The organism is Pseudomonas sp. RG1 (assembly GCF_025910115.1).
Lineage (GTDB): Bacteria > Pseudomonadota > Gammaproteobacteria > Pseudomonadales > Pseudomonadaceae > Aquipseudomonas > Aquipseudomonas atacamensis.
This window is the reverse complement of sequence record NZ_JAPCIK010000033.1, coordinates 22,880-39,614: the sequence shown is the minus strand read 5'-3', so window position 1 is coordinate 39,614 and position 16,735 is coordinate 22,880. Positions and strand designations below refer to the sequence as shown.

General features: G+C 62.1%; 16 protein-coding genes. 6 read left to right on the top strand and 10 right to left on the bottom strand.

The features are described from left to right. Positions 1 to 16 precede the first annotated feature (16 nt). The 4 genes from OK411_RS17505 to OK411_RS17490 form a co-directional block, all read right to left on the bottom strand. The gene (locus OK411_RS17505) at positions 17 to 1,381 is read right to left on the bottom strand and encodes a glutamine synthetase family protein (RefSeq protein ID WP_110645561.1); all 1,365 of its coding nucleotides are present in this window, start codon (positions 1,379 to 1,381) and stop codon (positions 17 to 19) included. Between the two features lie 563 nt (positions 1,382 to 1,944). Then, on the bottom strand, positions 1,945 to 2,844 hold the full coding sequence (locus OK411_RS17500; protein ID WP_264365443.1) for a bestrophin family protein: 900 nt from the start codon (positions 2,842 to 2,844) through the stop codon (positions 1,945 to 1,947). A 25-nt stretch (positions 2,845 to 2,869) separates the two neighbouring features. Further along, positions 2,870 to 3,868, bottom strand: coding sequence for a GTP 3',8-cyclase MoaA (gene moaA, locus OK411_RS17495; RefSeq protein ID WP_016775169.1), 999 nt, complete (start codon positions 3,866 to 3,868; stop codon positions 2,870 to 2,872). Positions 3,869 to 3,987: 119 nt separating this feature from the next. Then, positions 3,988 to 4,839: a CAP domain-containing protein gene (locus OK411_RS17490; protein ID WP_130888749.1), complete on the bottom strand. Its 852-nt coding sequence runs from the start codon at positions 4,837 to 4,839 to the stop codon at positions 3,988 to 3,990. A gap of 198 nt (positions 4,840 to 5,037) precedes the next feature. Between OK411_RS17490 and OK411_RS17485 the strand changes: the two genes are divergently transcribed. After that, positions 5,038 to 5,658 carry a cell wall hydrolase gene (locus OK411_RS17485; RefSeq protein ID WP_016775167.1) on the top strand — a complete coding sequence of 207 codons (621 nt, stop codon included), beginning with the start codon at positions 5,038 to 5,040 and terminating at the stop codon, positions 5,656 to 5,658. Here the strand turns inward: OK411_RS17485 and OK411_RS17480 are convergent. After that, entirely contained in the window at positions 5,655 to 6,368 is a 714-nt protein-coding gene (locus tag OK411_RS17480; protein ID WP_016775166.1) for a murein L,D-transpeptidase catalytic domain family protein, read from the bottom strand. The genes OK411_RS17485 and OK411_RS17480 overlap by 4 nt on opposite strands. 152 nt (positions 6,369 to 6,520) lie before the next feature. Here OK411_RS17480 and OK411_RS17475 point away from each other — a divergent pair, with 152 nt between their 5' ends. Further along, positions 6,521 to 8,137, top strand: a complete 1,617-nt coding sequence (locus OK411_RS17475) for a L,D-transpeptidase family protein (RefSeq protein WP_264365442.1) — start codon at positions 6,521 to 6,523, stop codon at positions 8,135 to 8,137. 150 nt (positions 8,138 to 8,287) lie between these two features. Here OK411_RS17475 and OK411_RS17470 read toward each other — a convergent pair whose 3' ends face one another. The 4 genes from OK411_RS17470 to OK411_RS17455 all read right to left on the bottom strand — a co-directional run bounded on the left by OK411_RS17470 (position 8,288) and on the right by OK411_RS17455 (position 12,430). After that, on the bottom strand, positions 8,288 to 9,130 hold the full coding sequence (locus tag OK411_RS17470) for an NAD-dependent protein deacetylase (protein ID WP_264365441.1): 843 nt from the start codon (positions 9,128 to 9,130) through the stop codon (positions 8,288 to 8,290). A 55-nt stretch (positions 9,131 to 9,185) separates the two neighbouring features. After that, entirely contained in the window at positions 9,186 to 10,232 is a 1,047-nt protein-coding gene (locus tag OK411_RS17465; protein ID WP_264365440.1) for a class I SAM-dependent methyltransferase, read from the bottom strand. 150 nt (positions 10,233 to 10,382) lie between these two features. After that, positions 10,383 to 11,693, bottom strand: coding sequence for an ATP-binding protein (locus OK411_RS17460; RefSeq protein WP_056789126.1), 1,311 nt, complete (start codon positions 11,691 to 11,693; stop codon positions 10,383 to 10,385). Then, the gene (locus OK411_RS17455; RefSeq protein WP_039762337.1) at positions 11,690 to 12,430 is read right to left on the bottom strand and encodes a response regulator; all 741 of its coding nucleotides are present in this window, start codon (positions 12,428 to 12,430) and stop codon (positions 11,690 to 11,692) included. The genes OK411_RS17460 and OK411_RS17455 overlap by 4 nt, the downstream gene beginning before the upstream one ends. Positions 12,431 to 12,726: 296 nt before the next feature. On the opposite strand from OK411_RS17455, the gene OK411_RS17450 reads away from it, so the two are divergent. The 4 genes from OK411_RS17450 to OK411_RS17435 all read left to right on the top strand — a co-directional run bounded on the left by OK411_RS17450 (position 12,727) and on the right by OK411_RS17435 (position 15,679). Next, complete coding sequence (locus OK411_RS17450) at positions 12,727 to 12,990, top strand: DUF2790 domain-containing protein (protein WP_016775158.1); 264 nt, start codon at positions 12,727 to 12,729, stop codon at positions 12,988 to 12,990. 33 nt (positions 12,991 to 13,023) lie between these two features. Then, positions 13,024 to 13,404: a hypothetical protein gene (locus OK411_RS17445; RefSeq protein ID WP_110600975.1), complete on the top strand. Its 381-nt coding sequence runs from the start codon at positions 13,024 to 13,026 to the stop codon at positions 13,402 to 13,404. 87 nt (positions 13,405 to 13,491) lie between these two features. After that, positions 13,492 to 14,703 carry a cytochrome c biogenesis protein DipZ gene (locus OK411_RS17440; RefSeq protein ID WP_264365439.1) on the top strand — a complete coding sequence of 404 codons (1,212 nt, stop codon included), beginning with the start codon at positions 13,492 to 13,494 and terminating at the stop codon, positions 14,701 to 14,703. Positions 14,704 to 14,866: 163 nt separating this feature from the next. Further along, complete coding sequence (locus OK411_RS17435; protein ID WP_264365438.1) at positions 14,867 to 15,679, top strand: class I SAM-dependent methyltransferase; 813 nt, start codon at positions 14,867 to 14,869, stop codon at positions 15,677 to 15,679. A 133-nt stretch (positions 15,680 to 15,812) separates the two neighbouring features. Here the strand turns inward: OK411_RS17435 and pcsA are convergent, their stop codons facing one another. Next, complete coding sequence (gene pcsA / locus OK411_RS17430) at positions 15,813 to 16,535, bottom strand: phosphatidylcholine synthase (RefSeq protein WP_016775154.1); 723 nt, start codon at positions 16,533 to 16,535, stop codon at positions 15,813 to 15,815. Positions 16,536 to 16,735 lie beyond the last annotated feature (200 nt).

Below are 16,735 nucleotides of genomic sequence, written 5' to 3'. Positions count from 1 at the left end.
GTTCGGTGTCGGATCGTTAAGCCTCGGTCAGGTACCACCGCCAATCCTGCTCACCCACTTCAGCCATGAACTGCCGATACTCGGCACGCTTCACCGCCAGATACACCCCAAGGAATTCCTGGCCCAACGCCTCCCGTGCCCACGCGGAATTTTCCAGCGCCTGCAGCGAGGTCAGCCAATCAGTCGGCAGCAGTTCTTTCGCCTGGGCATAACCATTGCCCTCGACCGGTGCCCCCGGATCCAGCTCTTCACGGATGCCGCGATGAATGCCGGCGAGGATCGCTGCCGCTGCCAGATAAGGGTTGGCGTCGGCGCCGCAGATGCGGTGTTCGATGTGGCGTGTCGGCGCCGGGCCGCCGGGTACGCGCAGGCTGACCGTGCGGTTATCGACACCCCAGGTCGGCGCCAGTGGCGCGTAGCTGTTGGCCTGGAAACGCCGGTAGGAGTTGGCGTTGGGGCAGAACAGCAGCAGCGAATCGAGCAGCGAGGCGAGCATGCCGCCGATCGCCGTGCGCAACAGCGGTGTGCCGGCCGGGTCTTCAGAAGCGAACAAATTACGCCCCTCGGCATCGGCCAGGCTGACGTGCATGTGCATGCCGGTGCCGGCCAGATCATCGAACGGCTTGGCCATGAACGTCGCCTGCATGCCGTGCTTGTGCGCCACGCCTTTGACCAGACGCTTGTAGCGCACCGCCTGATCCATCGCTTCCAGCGCATCGCCGTGTTCAAGGGTGATTTCCACTTGCCCCGGGGCGTATTCGGAGATCGCCGTGCGCGCCGGAATACCGTGCAGTTTGCACGCGCTGTAGAGGTCGGCGAGGAATGGCTCGATCTGCTCCAGCTCGCGCAGACCGTAGACTTGCGTGTGTCGCGGTCGCCCACCGTCGGCGTCCAGCGCCGGTTGTGGGCGGCCGTTGTGGTCGCGTTTGGCATCGAGCAGATAGAACTCCAGCTCGCAGGCCATGATCGGGTGATAGCCCTCGGCCTTGAGCCCGTCGATGACTTTGATCAGCAGGTGCCGAGGGTCAGCGATGCTCGCCGGCATGCCCTCGCTCGGGTGCATGCTGACCTGCACCGCAGCGGTTGGAATCTGTCGCCACGGCAGGCGTACCAGACTGCCTTGCAGCGGATAGGCGCGGCAGTCGATGTCGCCCACATCCCAGACCAGTCCGGAGTTTTCCACGTCCTCGCCTTGTACGGTCAGGCCGAGGATGGTGCTCGGCAGTGGTCGGCCGCTTTCGTACACGGCGAGCAGTTCTTCACGGTGCAACAGCTTGCCGCGCGGCACGCCGTTGGCGTCGAGGATGAACAATTCGATCATGTCGATATCGGGGTTCTGTTCGAGGAACAGGCGTGCGTCTTCGATGGCTGCGAATTTCATGGCAAATCACTCACGATGGCGCCGCACAGGCGCGCAGATTCGGCCGGACACGACGCGACAAAAAGGCGTAAGTGTCCCGGCAGGGATATCAGGAAAATCGGGAAATTGACTGTCGCGGTTACAGCTCACGCGATCAGGCAGGAATGGCGATATCCGGCGGGCGTGCGGAGTGACGCAGCTTGGAACGGCGCAGGGCCATGGGCAGATTGACGATGCGGTTCATACGCGGCCCCTGTTGCAGTGGGCGCGTACAGCAGAGACGTGCAACCTTTGCGGTTGTTGTGGTGACGTACTCATAACGCGTGTTTCCGTTGGCGGAAAGCGTCGGCGGCTGGGCAGGCCCGGCGACCGGTGTGCCCGGATAGTAAGGGGGAATTTGCGCGCGTGTAAATGGAAGATTCGTCGGTGGCGCTTTACGGCGTTTGGGCTGCTTGACCGAGTTGCCTTTTTCGCGAGCAGGCTCGCTCCCACAGGAGAGTGCATTTCAACTGTGGGAGCGAGCCTGCTCGCGAATGGCAGCACCTCGATCCAGAGTCAACACGCCGAGCCCGCCGCTGAGCCATTCAGCGCAGCACGTAATCGTCCGGTTCCGGTGCGGGCGGCAACGGCGAGACGCCGAGTTCGTACAGCACATCGCGCTCCAGGGTGCGCACCAGTGCATCGGTCGGCAGATCGTTTTCATCGCGGCCGAACGGGTCTTCGAGTTCATCGGCAATCGCGTCGAAGCCGAAAAAGGTGTAGCTGACAATCGCCGTGAACAGCGGCGTCAACCATCCCAGCGATTGCGCCATGGCGAACGGCAGCAGCAGGCAGAACAGGTAGATGGTGCGGTGCAGCAGCAGGGTGTAAGGGAAGGGCAGTGGCGTGTTCTTGATGCGGTCGCAAACGGCCTGGGCCTGGCTCAGGCAGGTCAGGTGATTGGCCAGTAATTGATAACGCCAAGGCGACAGCACACCGGCCGTTTCCAGCTCGGAACACTGGCGCCCGACCTGATGAATGATCTGTCCGCAGTGATCCGGCGCCGCCCCATCGATCGGCGGGCTGACCCAGTCGGCACTGGCCTGCTCCTCGCTGTCGCCACGCAGTCTTGCATTCAACGCGTGGGCGAAACCGCACAGGTTGCGCAACAGTTGCCCACGCAGGCGCGAGTCATCGATGCCTTGGGTTTCGCGCATCACCGCGCGCACCCGCAACAGCACTTCGCCCCAGGCCTTGCGCCCTTCGTACCAACGGTCGTAACAGGCGTTGTTGCGAAAGCTCAGGAAGATCGACAGCGACAGACCGAGCAGGGTGAACGGCGTCGAATTGATCTGGGCGAAGTAGCTCGGCACCAGAAGTTCGATCAGCACAATCGCTGCCGCCAGCAGTGTCAGCATCAAAGTGCGCACGGCGATGCGTTTGGCGATCGAGCCTCTGAGGGTGAACAGCACGGCGAACTGATTGGGTCTCGGTCTGACGATCATCTCGCGGTCCCGGTTGCGCGGCGAATCAGCCGCCGGTCATGTTCATGAAACGCACCACTTGCACGTCGTCGTTGACTTCGAAGTTGTGTCGATACGGCTTGAGTTTCATCGCCTCGATGATCGCGTTCTCCAGACGTTCCGGGTGGCCCGGATGGGCGCGCAACACCGCTTTGAGGTCCATCGAATGCTCGTTGCCCAGACACAGCAGCAAGCGACCTTCGACGGTCAGGCGCACGCGGTTGCAGGTGCCGCAGAAGTTGTGGCTGTGCGGCGAAATGAAGCCCAGGCGAATGTTCGGCGCTTCGGCCACGCGCCAGTAGCGCGACGGCCCTTGCGTCGATTCGGTCGAGTCGATCAGGGTAAAGCGTTCGGCGATGCGTTCGCGCACTTGCGCGCTGGAGTAGAAGGATTCGGCGCGGCTGTGTTCGGCGATCGCGCCCAGCGGCATCTCTTCGATGAAGGAAATATCCAGATCACGCTCGATGGCGAAACTGACCAGATCGTTGATCTCGTGATCGTTGCGGCCCTGCATCACCACGCAATTGAGCTTGGTACGGGTGAAACCGGCGGCACGCGCGGCATCGATGCCGTCGATGACCTGCGCCAGATCGCCAGTGCGGGTCAGCTCTTTGAAGCGCTGCGGATCGAGACTGTCGAGGCTGATGTTCAGGCGCTTGACCCCGGCGTCGAACAGCGGCTGGGCCAGTCGGCCCAATTGCGAGCCGTTGGTGGTCAGGCACAGTTCGCGCAGGCCGGGCAGGGCGGCGATCTGTTCGCAAAGTTGCACGACACCAGGCCGGATCAGCGGCTCGCCACCCGTGAGGCGGATCTTGCGCGTGCCGAGGGCAACGAAGCTTTGCGCCACCTGGAACAGCTCTTCGAGGGTGAGGATCTGCTGGCGCGGCAGGAACTGCATGTCCTCGGCCATGCAATAGACGCAGCGAAAATCGCAGCGGTCGGTGACCGACAGGCGCAGATAATCCACGCGGCGGTTGTGACCATCGATCAATTCACGCTGTGTCATGGGCTCGCCTCGTGGATGTGGAGCGCCGTCAGCGGGCGCAGATCGCGCAGGGTAGGCTGCGCTCGCCACGCCGTCCAATCACTCTGGCTGACCGAGTGATTGACGGCGTCGATGATGCCTTACGGTGCGCCAAACATTGCCGTCCAGTAAATGCCGGCGTTGCTTTTCGGATCGGTCGCGTACGCGGCGCCCAGTTCCTGATATTGCGGATTCATCAGATTGGCGCAATGCCCGGGGCTGGCGAGCCAGCCGTCGACGACCTTGCCGACGGTGTCTTGCCCGGCGGCGATGTTCTCGCCGACCAGTTGCCCACTGTAACCGGACAGCTCGGCGCGGTCGCCCGGCGTGCGGCCGTCGCCGTCCTTGTGGTCGAGGTAATTGTTGTTGGCCATGTCGCGGCTGTGATCCTGAGCGACCGTGCCCAGCGTGGCGTTCCAGGCCAGCGGTGCCGCCGCCGCGAAGGACTGCCCGCCGCACTGGCGCGCCTGGCCGCGCGCGGTATTGAGTTGCGCCAGCAGCTTTTGCCCTTCGCTTTGTGCATCGCCGAGTTTCGCCGTCAGCAACGGCCGCGCGAGGACGATGCGCCAGTCGCGGTCAACGCGGTTGACACCGATATCGACAAACTGCGGATCGAGCACCACCTGACAGAAGCTTTCCTGAATCGCCTTCATTGCTGACGCCGCATCGCGCGGGCCGTTGAGGGTGATCGCCTGCACGTTGACCATCGGGTACTGGGCGCTGGTCATGGCCTGCTGCAGATCGACCGCGCCGCTGGCCGGCAGGCGTAGACGTGGATCGGCCGACAGCGGTGGCAACTCGTTCGATGCCTGCGTGCCACAACGCTGCGGCTGGCTGCGATAGCTGTTGATCGACTCGATCAATTGCAGTTCATCGGCAGCCAGCGCCGAGGTGGCGAACACCACGCCCAGCGACAGTGCGGCACAACGCAAAACGGACGGCATGAAGCGCATGGAAATCTCCCTTGAGCTGAATGCGCCCATGATGCGCGAAAGGCCCCCGGTGAGTGAATGTGTTTTTCTTTGCGGCGGATTTTTTTCTGCGCTGGTGTGCCCGCGCATTTGCTCGCTACACTCTGCGAAGACCCCGCAAACCGGGCGTCTCACCGACGTAACATCTTGCCCCGGGCGGGCGCTGACGGAAGAACCGACATGGGATCGAAAGGCTTGGCGGGCGGTTTGTTGTGGATCTTTTTGACCGGTGCAGCATGGGCCGGGGCGCAGGCGCCGATCGAGGCCAAGGCCGAACAGAAAGCCGAGGTGCTGGAGGAGAAAGCGGCGGATAAAGTCAGCGCTGCTCCGGCGCCGAAATCCGAGGCCATCACCCCCACCGAAGCGCAGGCAGTAGACCCGGCCGGCGCCGCGCCGCTGGACGATCCGCTGACCTGTCTGGCGCGCAGTATCTATTGGGAAGCCAAGGGCAAGGACACCCCGGAAATGGAAGCCGTCGCCAGTGTGGTGATGAATCGCCTCGGCCACGACGGCTTTCCCGACACGGTGTGCGCGGTAGTCAAGCAGGGTTCGGAAAGCGGCAATTGCCAGTTTTCCTGGTGGTGCGATGGCAAGCCCGATCAGGTCAAGGAAGACGCCGAATACGCGCTGGCCAAGGAAATCGCCGGCAAGGCGTTGAACCGTCAGCTCAAGGACCGCACGCGCGGTGCCCTGTATTTTCACGATCGCGGCGTGCACCCGAGCTGGGCCAAGGCCTATCGCAACACCGCGCAGACCGGCAGGTTCCTGTTCTACAAACCCGCCGGCGGCGACGCGCGTTAACTGGCGTGGGTATTGAGAATGCTTGCCACCTGTTGCGGCTGGCAGTTCAGATACGGTGACTTTTGCAGCCAGCGCTGATCCGGATACCAGGAAAACATGAACTGTCCGTTCTTCAGGCGATCGATCACCTGTTTGGCGATCTGCGGCCGCACGGCGGGGCAACCCTGACTGCGGCCGATACGCCCCTGACGCTTGCTCCACAGCGGGTTCACGTAACTGGCGGCATGAATCACGATCGCGCGATCACGGGCCAGATCATTGAAACCGGGTTCCAGACCGTCCATGCGCAGCGAATAGCCGTGAGTACCTTCGTAGCTTTCCTGAGTGCGGAACAGGCCGAGGCTGGACTGATAACTGCCTTCGCGATTGGAAAACTGCGTGGCGAAGTTTTCCCCGGAGTTCGAACCGTGGGCAACCAGATCACGCAGCACCAGTTTCTTTTTGCTCAGATCGAAGATCCACAAGCGGCGTTCGGTGGACGGTTGCGAATAATCGATGATCGCCAGATGCCGCGAGGGTTTCGCGCCGTTGTTGACCGCGCATTGCATGGCGTTCAATGCACCTTTGAGCGCCTGGGGATTGAGTTCCGGCGCGGCGTGGGCGAGGCTGTTGTAGAGAACCGGCGATGGCTTGCCGGCGGCAAATACTGGGCTGGTCACGGCGACAAGGGTCGCGGTGCTCAACAGAAGTCGGCGCAAAAACGTCAACATTTTATAAAGTGTCCTCAACTTGCTACATAAACGGCACTTTGGCTCCTGACTCCCAGTCAATACCCGCAGGCTCGCGGTTCGAGCCTGACTGTTCAGCGCACCTGATGTAAGGTTGACCGTCATCTGGACGGCCATGGATTGGAGTAAAGCAGTTGTTCAAAAAGTACGCATGCTACTTGAGCATTTGTTTGCTCGCTGCGCCGTTTGTCGCTTGCGCCGATGAGCCGCTGCCCCCGCTCGAAACCCTGCCGACGCCTCAAACGCAATTGCCGGTCGAGCCGCGCAGCCCGTTGCAGGCGGTTTTGATCAGCCTGGCGCAGTCGTGCCCGGCCATTGCTCCGCGCCTCAGTGGCCCGGCGTTGAGCCAATTGCAGGCGTTTTATGAACAGCAGGACTGGATGCCGGTGTGGGCGAGTGAGTCGGCACGCTTGCCGGCATTGCGCGCGCAATTGCAACAGTTGGCCGATGATGGGTTGAATCCGAATCGCTATGCGGTCGCGACGACACCGCCGCAGGATGGCGAGCTGTGCGCCGACATCGACATCAGCCGCAACTACCTGCAGGCCTTGCAGGATCTGCATTACGGCCGTCTGTTGCAATCGCATTTCGAACCGCTGTGGCGTGTCGACGGCCCGCCGACCGATCGTCAGGCGCAACTGCTCAGCATTGCCGTGCCGGGCATGAACGATATTGCTGCGGCGTTCGACCTGGCGCGTCCGCATCTGCCGCAATATCAGAGCCTGCGTCAGCTGTATGCCGCGCAACGCTTGCAAGCCTTGCCGCAATGGCAGCCGGTGGGCAACGGCCCGTTGCTGCGCCCGGCGATGGAAGACCCGCGCGTGCCGGAACTGGCCCGACGTTTGTACAGCGAAGGTTATCTGGCACACGCACTGGTGCCGCCGGACAACGCCTACGATGACGTGCTGGTGGAGGCAGTGAAGCACTTTCAGGCCAGCCATTCGTTGCAGGCTGACGGTGTGGTCGGGCCGGGCACCATTGCCGAGCTGAACATCAGCCCGCTGACCCGCCGCGATCAGCTGCGCGTCAATCTCGAACGTTTCCGCTGGATGGCCCAGGACATGGAGCCCAGTGGTCTGGTGGTGAATGTCGCGGCCGCTGAGCTTACGCTGTATCAGGGCGGTCAACCGGTGTGGCAGACCCGCACCCAGGTCGGCCGCGCCGAACGCCAGACGCCGCTGCTCAAATCCCGCGTCACCCGCCTGACGCTGAATCCGACCTGGACCGTACCGCCGACCATCTGGAAAGAAGACAAGCTGCCGGAAATCCGCAAGGACCAGACCTTCCTCAGCCGCCAGAACCTGCAAGTGCTCGACGCCAACGGCCAGCCTCTGGCGGCGGCGGACATCGACTGGGACAACCCCGGCAACATCCTCCTGCGTCAGGACGCCGGCCCACGCAATCCGCTGGGGCAAATGGTCATCCGTTTCCCCAACCCGTTCTCGGTCTACCTGCACGACACTCCGAGCAAGGCGCTGTTCGACAAAGGCCCACGGGCGTTCAGTTCCGGTTGTGTGCGCGTCGAGCACCCGCTGCAACTGCGCGATCTGCTGCTGTCCCCGGCAGAAAAAGCTCGTACCGAGACTTTGCTGGCAACCGGTAGCACCCATGAATTTCGCCTGTCGGCGCCGGTGCCGATCCTGATGACCTACTGGACGGCGCAAGTCGACAGCAGCGGCCATGTTCGTTATGCGCCGGACATCTACAGCCACGACAGCGCATTGCTGGCGGGGCTGGATCGGGCGCATTGAGTCCGGCACCAGCACGGCAGTCAAAGATCTGAGTTCGATGAGTGATTTCAGGTCGACGAATCCCGTACAAACACCTCGGTCAGTCCCCTCTCCCTCGGGAGAGGGCTAGGGTGAGGGGCCGATTTCAAGCCGAACCCATTACTCAAAATCTCACCGCCCCAGCTCCTCCACCAACCACGGCAAAAGCTCCTCACACGAGCCTTCAATCTTCAAATCGAGCAGATCATCCGCCCGGGTCTTGCCCAGATTGATCGCCATCAACGGCTTGCCACGCTCGGCAATCACCCGACACAAGCGAAACGCCGAATACGCCATCAACGACGATCCCACCACCAGCAACCCCGCCGCATTCTCGGCGGCGGCCAGCGCCCGTGCGGCTGTCGGTTGCGCCACGTTCTCGCCGAAGAACACCACATCCGGTTTCATCCGCTCACCCGCGCAATGCGGGCACCGGGGCACTTGAAACCGCGCTTCAAACGCCGGATCCAGCAAGGTATCGCCATCCGGCGCCTGCACCGCATCAACACCACTCAGGTAGGGATTTTGTGTCTCCATCAACTGCTGGATCGCGTCGCGCTCGCTGCGCTGCCCGCAATCCAGGCACAGCACTCGATGCAGGCTGCCGTGCAGTTCGATCACATCGTGGCTGCCGGCCTGATCGTGCAAGGTATCGACGTTCTGCGTGATCAAAGCGCTGATCCGGCCACGCTGTTGCAATGTCGCCAGCGCCTCATGCGCGGCATTCGGTCGGGCCTGACGCACGCGCGGCCAGCCGAGCATCGCTCGCGCCCAATAACGCCGGCGTGATTCCGGGGCGGCGAGAAACTCCTGATACATCATCGGCTGCCGCCCACGACGCACGCCGTCGCTGTCGCGATAGTCCGGAATGCCCGATGGCGTGCTGATGCCGGCGCCGGTCAATATCAGGAATTTATCGTCGGCCATGGCCTGCAACAGCGTATCGAGATGTTCGCGGATCGGGCTATCGAGCATGCTCAGCACTCCAGAATGGGCAGTGCTCCGCAGGTTAGCACGCGATCCGCACGGGTTACTTGCGCGCCTCCAGAATCAAATTGAACGGCGTTTGCGTGGCGCGGCGGAACTGCTTGAACCCGGCCTCGACAAAGACTTTGCGCAGGCGCATTTCCCCGGCCTGCGCACCGAGCCCGAGGCCGACTTCCTGTGACAGCGAATTGGGCGTGCAGATAAACGTCGAGGCGGCGTAGAACAGGCGCCCGACCGCGTTGAGATTGTCGTCCAGTTTGTCGTTGGCGAACGGTTCGACCAGCAACACCGTGCCGTCGTGTTTCAGCGACTCATAAGCGTGGCGAGCGGCGCCGACCGGGTCGCCCATGTCGTGCAGGCAGTCGAAAAAGCAGATCAGGTCGTAGTCGCCGCCGGGATAGTTTTTCGCCGTGCCCTCGAAGAATCTGGCGCGGTTGCCCACGCCGCCTTCTTCGGCCCGTTGCGTGGCGACGGTGACTGACGGCTCGTGGAAGTCGAAGCCGACAAACTGCGATTTTGGAAACGCCTGGGCCATGATCACCGTCGAGGCGCCGTGGCCGCAGCCGATGTCGGCAACTTTGGCGCCGCGTTCCAGCTTCGCCACCACACCCTCCAGTGCCGGCAGCCATTCGGCAATCAGGTGACCTTTGTAGCCGGGGCGGAAGAAGCGTTCAGTGCCGCTGAACATGCACGGATGGTGATCGCCCCACGACAAGGCGCCATTGCCGCGCATGGCCTTGACCAGTTTGTCCTTGTCATGGAAAAACGACGCCACCACGCCGAGACCGCCAGCAACGTACACCGGCGAATCCTCTACGGCCAGCGCCAGTGCCTGTTCTTCCGGCAAGCGGAATTGACCGTCAAGGTGTTCCATATAGCCCGATGCGGCATGGGCGCTGAGCCATTCGCGCACCAGGCGCGGATTGCAGGTGGTTTTGGCTGCGAGGGCTTCGGGGCTGATCGGTTGGCTGTCGGCCATTGCCCGGTACAGACCGAGTTCTTCGCCGACAATGACATTGGCCAGCATCGCCGCGCCGCCCATGTCGTTGACCAGTTTGCCCATGAATTCGTTGAGCTTCGCCTCATTCATCACGTGTGCTCCTGAAACAGGATCACCGTCCGGCGGCGTTGAATGTCGAGGCAGGCGCCACCGGGCGGTGGTCACGGATTGGGGCAGGGCACAGCAGACGTCCTGCGGCCCCCTCGACTGGGTAATGAATGAGTCTAGTCGGTGTTTTTCTCAGCGTGGCAGCGGCAACTTCAGTTCAGCGCACAACCCGCCACCTTCACGATTGCTCAACAGCAGCGAGCCACCCAGCGCCATCGCCAATTGCTGGGCGATCGCCAGTCCGAGCCCGGTGCCGCCGGTATCACGATTGCGCGAGTTTTCCACGCGGTAGAACGGTTCCATTACTTGCGCCAGTTCGGCCTCGGCGATGCCCGGGCCGCGATCGAGGACTTTCACCGACAGGCTGTTGCCCTGCGCTTCGACCTGCAATTGCGCGGCGCCGGCGAATTTCAGGGCGTTGTCGGTCAGGTTCACCAGGACCCGGCGCAGGGCCTGCGGGCGGGTTTCGATTACCGCCTTGCTCTTGCCGCCGAGCTGCACGTCCTTGCCCATGTCCTGATAGTCGAAGACCAGGCTGTCGAGGAACGAGTCGAGATCGGTACGCCGGCTTTCTTCGGTGGCGCCGTGAACGCTGCGGGCGTAGGCCACGCCTTCGCGCACCAGATGCTCGATTTCGCCGAGATCGCTGCTCAGTTTGTCTTTTTCGACCGAGTCGTCCATGAACTCTGCGCGCAATTTCATCCGGGTGATCGGCGTTTGCAGGTCGTGGGAAATCGCCGCGAGCAGTTGCATGCGTTCTTTCAGGTAGGCGGCGATGCGCGTTTGCATGGCGTTGAACGCCCGCGCGGCGTGGACCACTTCGGTCGGCCCTTGCTCGTCGAGTTTGATCGGATGGGCGTTGGGGTCGAGGGTTTCCACCGCATTGGCGAGGCGGGTGAGGGGGCGAATGGCGATGCGCACGGCGAGCCAGGTGCAGAGGATCAGCAATGCCAGTTGGCCCAGCAGCACTACCGGCAACCATGGTGACAGCGGCACCATCGCCGGACGGATATCGATGGTCACCGGGCTGCCGTCGCTCAGCCGCAAGTGGCCCTGGAAATGTTGTCTCGGACCACCGGGAACTTCGGTAAACACGATGGGATAAGTGTCGCCGATGGCCGCCGTAATTGAGGCAATCGCGACGGACTTTTCAGCCGAGGTCACCGGCATGCCCGGTTCGCCCTCGTTGAGCAGGTAGCCGTAATTGCGCCGGGCCAGACGCGGCAGCCAGGCCTCGCGTTCTGCGGCGGGCAGGCGATCGAGGATGGCCATCGACGTCGAGACGTCGGTTTCGAGGTTGCCGAGCATGGTGCTTTTCGCGCTCTGGTAACGCTCGTAATACTGCGCGCCGAACGACAGGCCCTGCGCCAGAATCAGCCCGATCAGGAAGATCAGCGACAGGCGCGAGGCGAGGGTGCGCGGCCATTGCAGCTTGAGTTTCATGCTGAAGCTCCAAGCAGCTCGACCGGCAGCGAAAACACATAACCTTCACTGCGCACGGTCTTGATATAGGCCGGCTCGCGAGCATCGTCCAGCAGGCGTTGACGCAGGCGACTGACCAGCAGATCGATGGAGCGATCGAACAGATCGGCCTCGCGGCCCTGGGTCAGATTGAGCAGTTGATCGCGGCTGAGCACCCGTTGCGGATGGTCGAGGAACACCCGCAGCAGGCGGTATTCGGCACCGCTGAGGGCAACCATGGTGCCGTCGCTGTCGAGCAGGTGGCGGGCCGAGGTGTCCAGCTGCCAACGACCGAACGCCAGCAGGCGTCCGGCTTCGGTGACCACCAGATTCGGTGGCAGCATGCGCGTGCGGCGCAACACGGCGTTGATCCGCGCCAGCAGTTCGCGGGCGGCGAAGGGTTTGGTCAGGTAATCGTCGGCGCCCATTTCCAGGCCGATGATGCGGTCGGTCTCATCGTTGCGCGCGGTGAGCATCAGCACCGGCGTCGCCTTGTGTTTGCCCACACGCAATTCGCGGCACAGCTGCAGGCCATCGTCGCCGGGCATCATGATGTCGAGCACGATCAGGTCGACGGTGTTGGCATCAAGGAAGCTGCGCATCTGCCGGCCATCGGCGACCACTGTTGTGCGCAGGCCGTTCTTCTTCAGGTAGTTGCCTACCAGTTCACGGATCTCGCGGTCGTCGTCGACGATGAGAATGTGATCGACATGTTCCATCGGTTCAAGCCTCTGTCAAAGGGGAATGCCGTGCAGTCTATAGCGCCGTAGACCGCACGCCTGCCTGCCTTTGTATTGCAGTGTATCTGCCGCAGCGGCGGATACACACCGACGCAAAATCACGATTTTTTCGCGGTTTTGTATCGCTCTGTATCTACACGCTGCATGGATACACAACGAGTGATTCTCGTCCTTTCCTGACACAGACGCGATACCTCGAAGGCCTCAAATAGGCTCCATCGAGGCACACACAGACCGCCTCGGCTCAAACCCACTGAAGCCTTGAGGACTACACCATGAACAACAAATCCGTATTCGCCGCCTGCCTGTTCGCCGCTCTGAACATCTGCACCCTGTCGGCCCACGCCGAAGCTGACGTCAGCCGGCAAACCTACACCTACGGCACCCATCTGGATATCCAGAAAGTGCTGTCGATGACCGAAGACACCTCGGTGACCTGCGGCATCACCGAGGCGCGCATGACCTACCTCGATTCCGCTGGCAAAACCCGCGAGCTGGATTACAGCAAATTCGCTGACGGCTGCAACAACCAGAACTGAGTCATCCCTACTTTTTCTGCAAGGAGTTTTGCCATGAACAACGTCTCGCGCTTTCTGACCGCAGCAGCCTTCGCCTTCACCGGTGCCGCCGCCCACGCCAACAGTGCTGTGGAGCAGAGCAGTTGCGCCAGCAGCACCTGCTTCCAGCTGACCACCGTGGCGAAGGAGGGCAGCGATGCATTGATTGCCGCTGATGGCTCCAGCCGCACACCGCAGGGGCAGATGGTTGCCGCTGACGGCTCCAGCCGCACGCCGCAGGGGCAGATGGTTGCCGCTGACGGATCGAGCCGCACGCCGCAAGGCCAGATGGTCGCCGCTGATGGTTCCAGCCGTACACCGCAAGGCCAACTGGTCGCGGAAAACGGTGCCAGTCGTACGCCTCAAGGGCAGTTGCTCGACGGCCAGACTGCATGAGCCACGGCGTAAATAAAGCGAGCTAGCGAGGGACGTTTCCCTCGCTGCCCGGTTGTGTGCCCAGCCCCCATTCCAAGGTGACCCCTTATGTACCTCATCGCATTTCTCGGCGGTCTGCTGACCGTTCTCAGTCCGTGCATCCTGCCGGTGGTGCCGTTTCTGTTCGCTGGCGCCAACCGTACCCGTTCCTCGATCTTCCTGACTCTCGCCGGAATGGCGCTGACCTTTGCGCTGATCTCCAGCCTTGCCGTGGTCAGCAGCGAGTGGGTGATTCAGGCCAGCAACACCGGCCGCCACGTTGCCTTGCTGGTCATGGCGCTGTTCGCCCTGTCGCTGATCTCGGCCCGCGTCGGTGACTGGCTGACCAGGCCGTTTGTCGCGCTCGGCAATCGTCTCGATCAGGACACGCGTAAACGTGCCGGACCGATGGGCTCGATCATGCTCGGTGTCGCCACCGGCCTGTTGTGGGCGCCCTGTGCCGGGCCGATCCTTGGGGTGATTCTGACCGGCGCAATGTTGCAAGGCGCCAATGCGCAGACCAGCCTGTTGCTGCTGGCTTACGGCGTCGGCAGTGCCTTGTCGCTGGGCACGTTGATCTTCGCCGGGCGCGGTCTGGTCAATCGGCTGAAACCGTCGATCCCGTTCAGCGGCTGGTTGCGTCGCGGTGCCGGGGTTGCGGTACTTGCTACGGTCGCGGTGATCTCGACGGGCGCCGACAAAACCCTGCTCGCCAATACCTCTTCCGAGGGCGTGGCCAGCGTCGAGAAAAACGTCCTGGAAAACGTGCCGAAAGTGGTCGACTACTTCGTCAGCAAGGTCCGCGCCGATTCGATGATGGACGAGGCGCGGGGCTCGATGCCGTCGCTGTCGGGCGCTGTGCAATGGCTCAATTCACCAGAGCTCAGTGCCGAATCCCTGCGCGGCAAAGTGGTGCTGGTGGACTTCTGGACCTACGACTGCATCAACTGCCAGCACACCCTGCCGTACGTCAAAGACTGGTCGAAGAAATACGAGAAGGACGGCCTGGTAGTGATCGGCGTGCACACCCCCGAATACGGCTACGAACGCATCATCAACAACGTCAAGGATCAGGTGAAAAAACTCGGCATCACCTACCCGGTCGCCATCGACAACGACTACGCGATCTGGCGCAACTTCGACAATCAATACTGGCCGGCGCATTACCTGATCGACGCCAAGGGCCAGGTGCGTTACAGCCACTTCGGCGAAGGTCGCTATGCCGAGCAGGAGCAGATGATCAAGCAGTTGCTGGAAGAGGCCAAGGCACCGGCCGCCTGAGTGTTTCATGCGCTTGACAGATCTTCACCACTCATCGGCAAAGTGCCCGGTTTACGGGGTTGCCGGACGATTGGCAGGGACGCCGGGCAGCCTCGGCGCGATAGTGAGCAAGCACGGTCCGCGTCGCAGCCTGTGCATTCTCTCTGCCACGGAGCTCGCTGTCATGAGTACCCCGATTGATCTCACTGCCCTGAAGGAACGTCAGAAAGTCGCTTGGGCCAGTGGCGACTACGCCGTGATCGGCACCACATTGCAGATCGTCGGTGAAAGCCTCGCCGAGGCCTGCGATCTGCGCTGTGATGAACAGGTGCTGGATGTCGCCGCCGGTAACGGCAACGCCACCCTGGCAGCGGCGCGGCGCGGTTGTGTGGTGACCTCGACCGATTACGTCGCGGCATTGCTGGAGCGTGGTCAGGATCGCGCCCGGGCCGAACATCTGGAGGTGATTTTTCAAGTGGCCGATGCCGAGGCTCTGCCTTTTCCCGATGAAAGCTACGACGCCGTGTTGTCGACTTTCGGCGTGATGTTCGCGCCTGACCAGGTCAGCGCCGCTAATGAGCTGGGGCGGGTCTGTCGGCGGGGCGGGCGGATCGGAATGGCCAACTGGACGCCGGAGGGCTTCGTCGGGCAGATGTTCAAGATTCTCGGCCAGCATCTACCACCGCCCGCGGTTGCTCAGCCGCCATCGAACTGGGGCTCGGATGCGTGGCTGCACAAGCATTTCGATGACCGCGATTTTGTCGTACGCGTGACCCGCAGCCACTTCAATTTCCGCTACCGCTCGGCGGCGCATTTCATTGACATCTTTCGCCACTGGTACGGGCCGGTGCACAAGGCTTTTGCGGTGTTGTCGGCGGAGGCCGGACAGGCGCTGGAGGATGATCTGACGGAGTTGCTCAACCGGTCGAATCGCGCCGGGGAGGCGTCGCTGGTGGTGTCGAGTGAGTATCTGGAGGTGGTGATTACCAAGCGCTAGCCCACCTCGGATCTCCTGATCGATGAAGATCTCTGTGGGAGCGAGCCTGCTCGCGAAAGCGGTGTGCCAGCCAACCTTTATGTTGATGGAACCACCGCATTCGCGAGCAGGCTCGCTCCCACAGGGGATGTGCTTATTTCAAATGGCTGCGATCAAACCACTCCAGCGCCGTGCGCCAGATGCAGATCCCCAGGAAATAAGCCGACATCAGCAACCACAAGCCCATCACCAGCGGGTTGATCACCGGGTGATTGAGCACCAGTGACAGGCTGCACAACAGCCAGATCGCCGTCACCGCGATATTGATTGGCATGAAACGCCGCACGCGGAACGGGTGCAGGAATTTCATCCGCGTCACCGTCAGCAATGCCAGACCGATCACGGTGAGAAAGGTGATCCACGGCCCCGGGCCGATGATGTACAGGCACAGCGCAACCACGTTCCAGGCCGCCGGGAAGCCGACAAAATAGTTGTCCTTGCTCTTCATGTTGACGTTGCAGAAACAGAACAGCGACGACACCAGAATCACCGACACCGTCAGCAACAGGGTGTAATCGGGCAGGGGAATGTAGCGGTAGATAAACAGTGCCGGGATGAATACATAAGTCAGGTAATCGATGACCAGATCAAGGATCGAACCGTCGAAACTCGGCAGCACCGATTGCACATTGACCTTGCGCGCCAGTGCGCCATCGAGGCCGTCGACGATCAGCGCCACGCCCAGCCACATCAGGCAATGAATCGGCTGGTTTTCCAGCAGGGCGAGGGTGGCGAGGAAGGCGGTGACCACGCCAGTCGCGGTAAAACCATGGGCGCCCCATGCTTTGAGCCTGGCGATGTGTACGGTGGATATCACGGGGGCGTTCTCCAGAAAGTGAAGCAAGCCGGGTATCGCCCATCGTCAGAAAGGGCGTCGGCAAACCGGGTCGGGTTGCAGCTATCGACCGGTTTGGCCGGGATAAGGTTCACCACCCATGAATCTTAGCTGGCTCGCGGAAAATTTCTCGGGTGCGATTTCATCGGTGACCCGGCGTCAGCCCAACGGTGCTGGCGCTA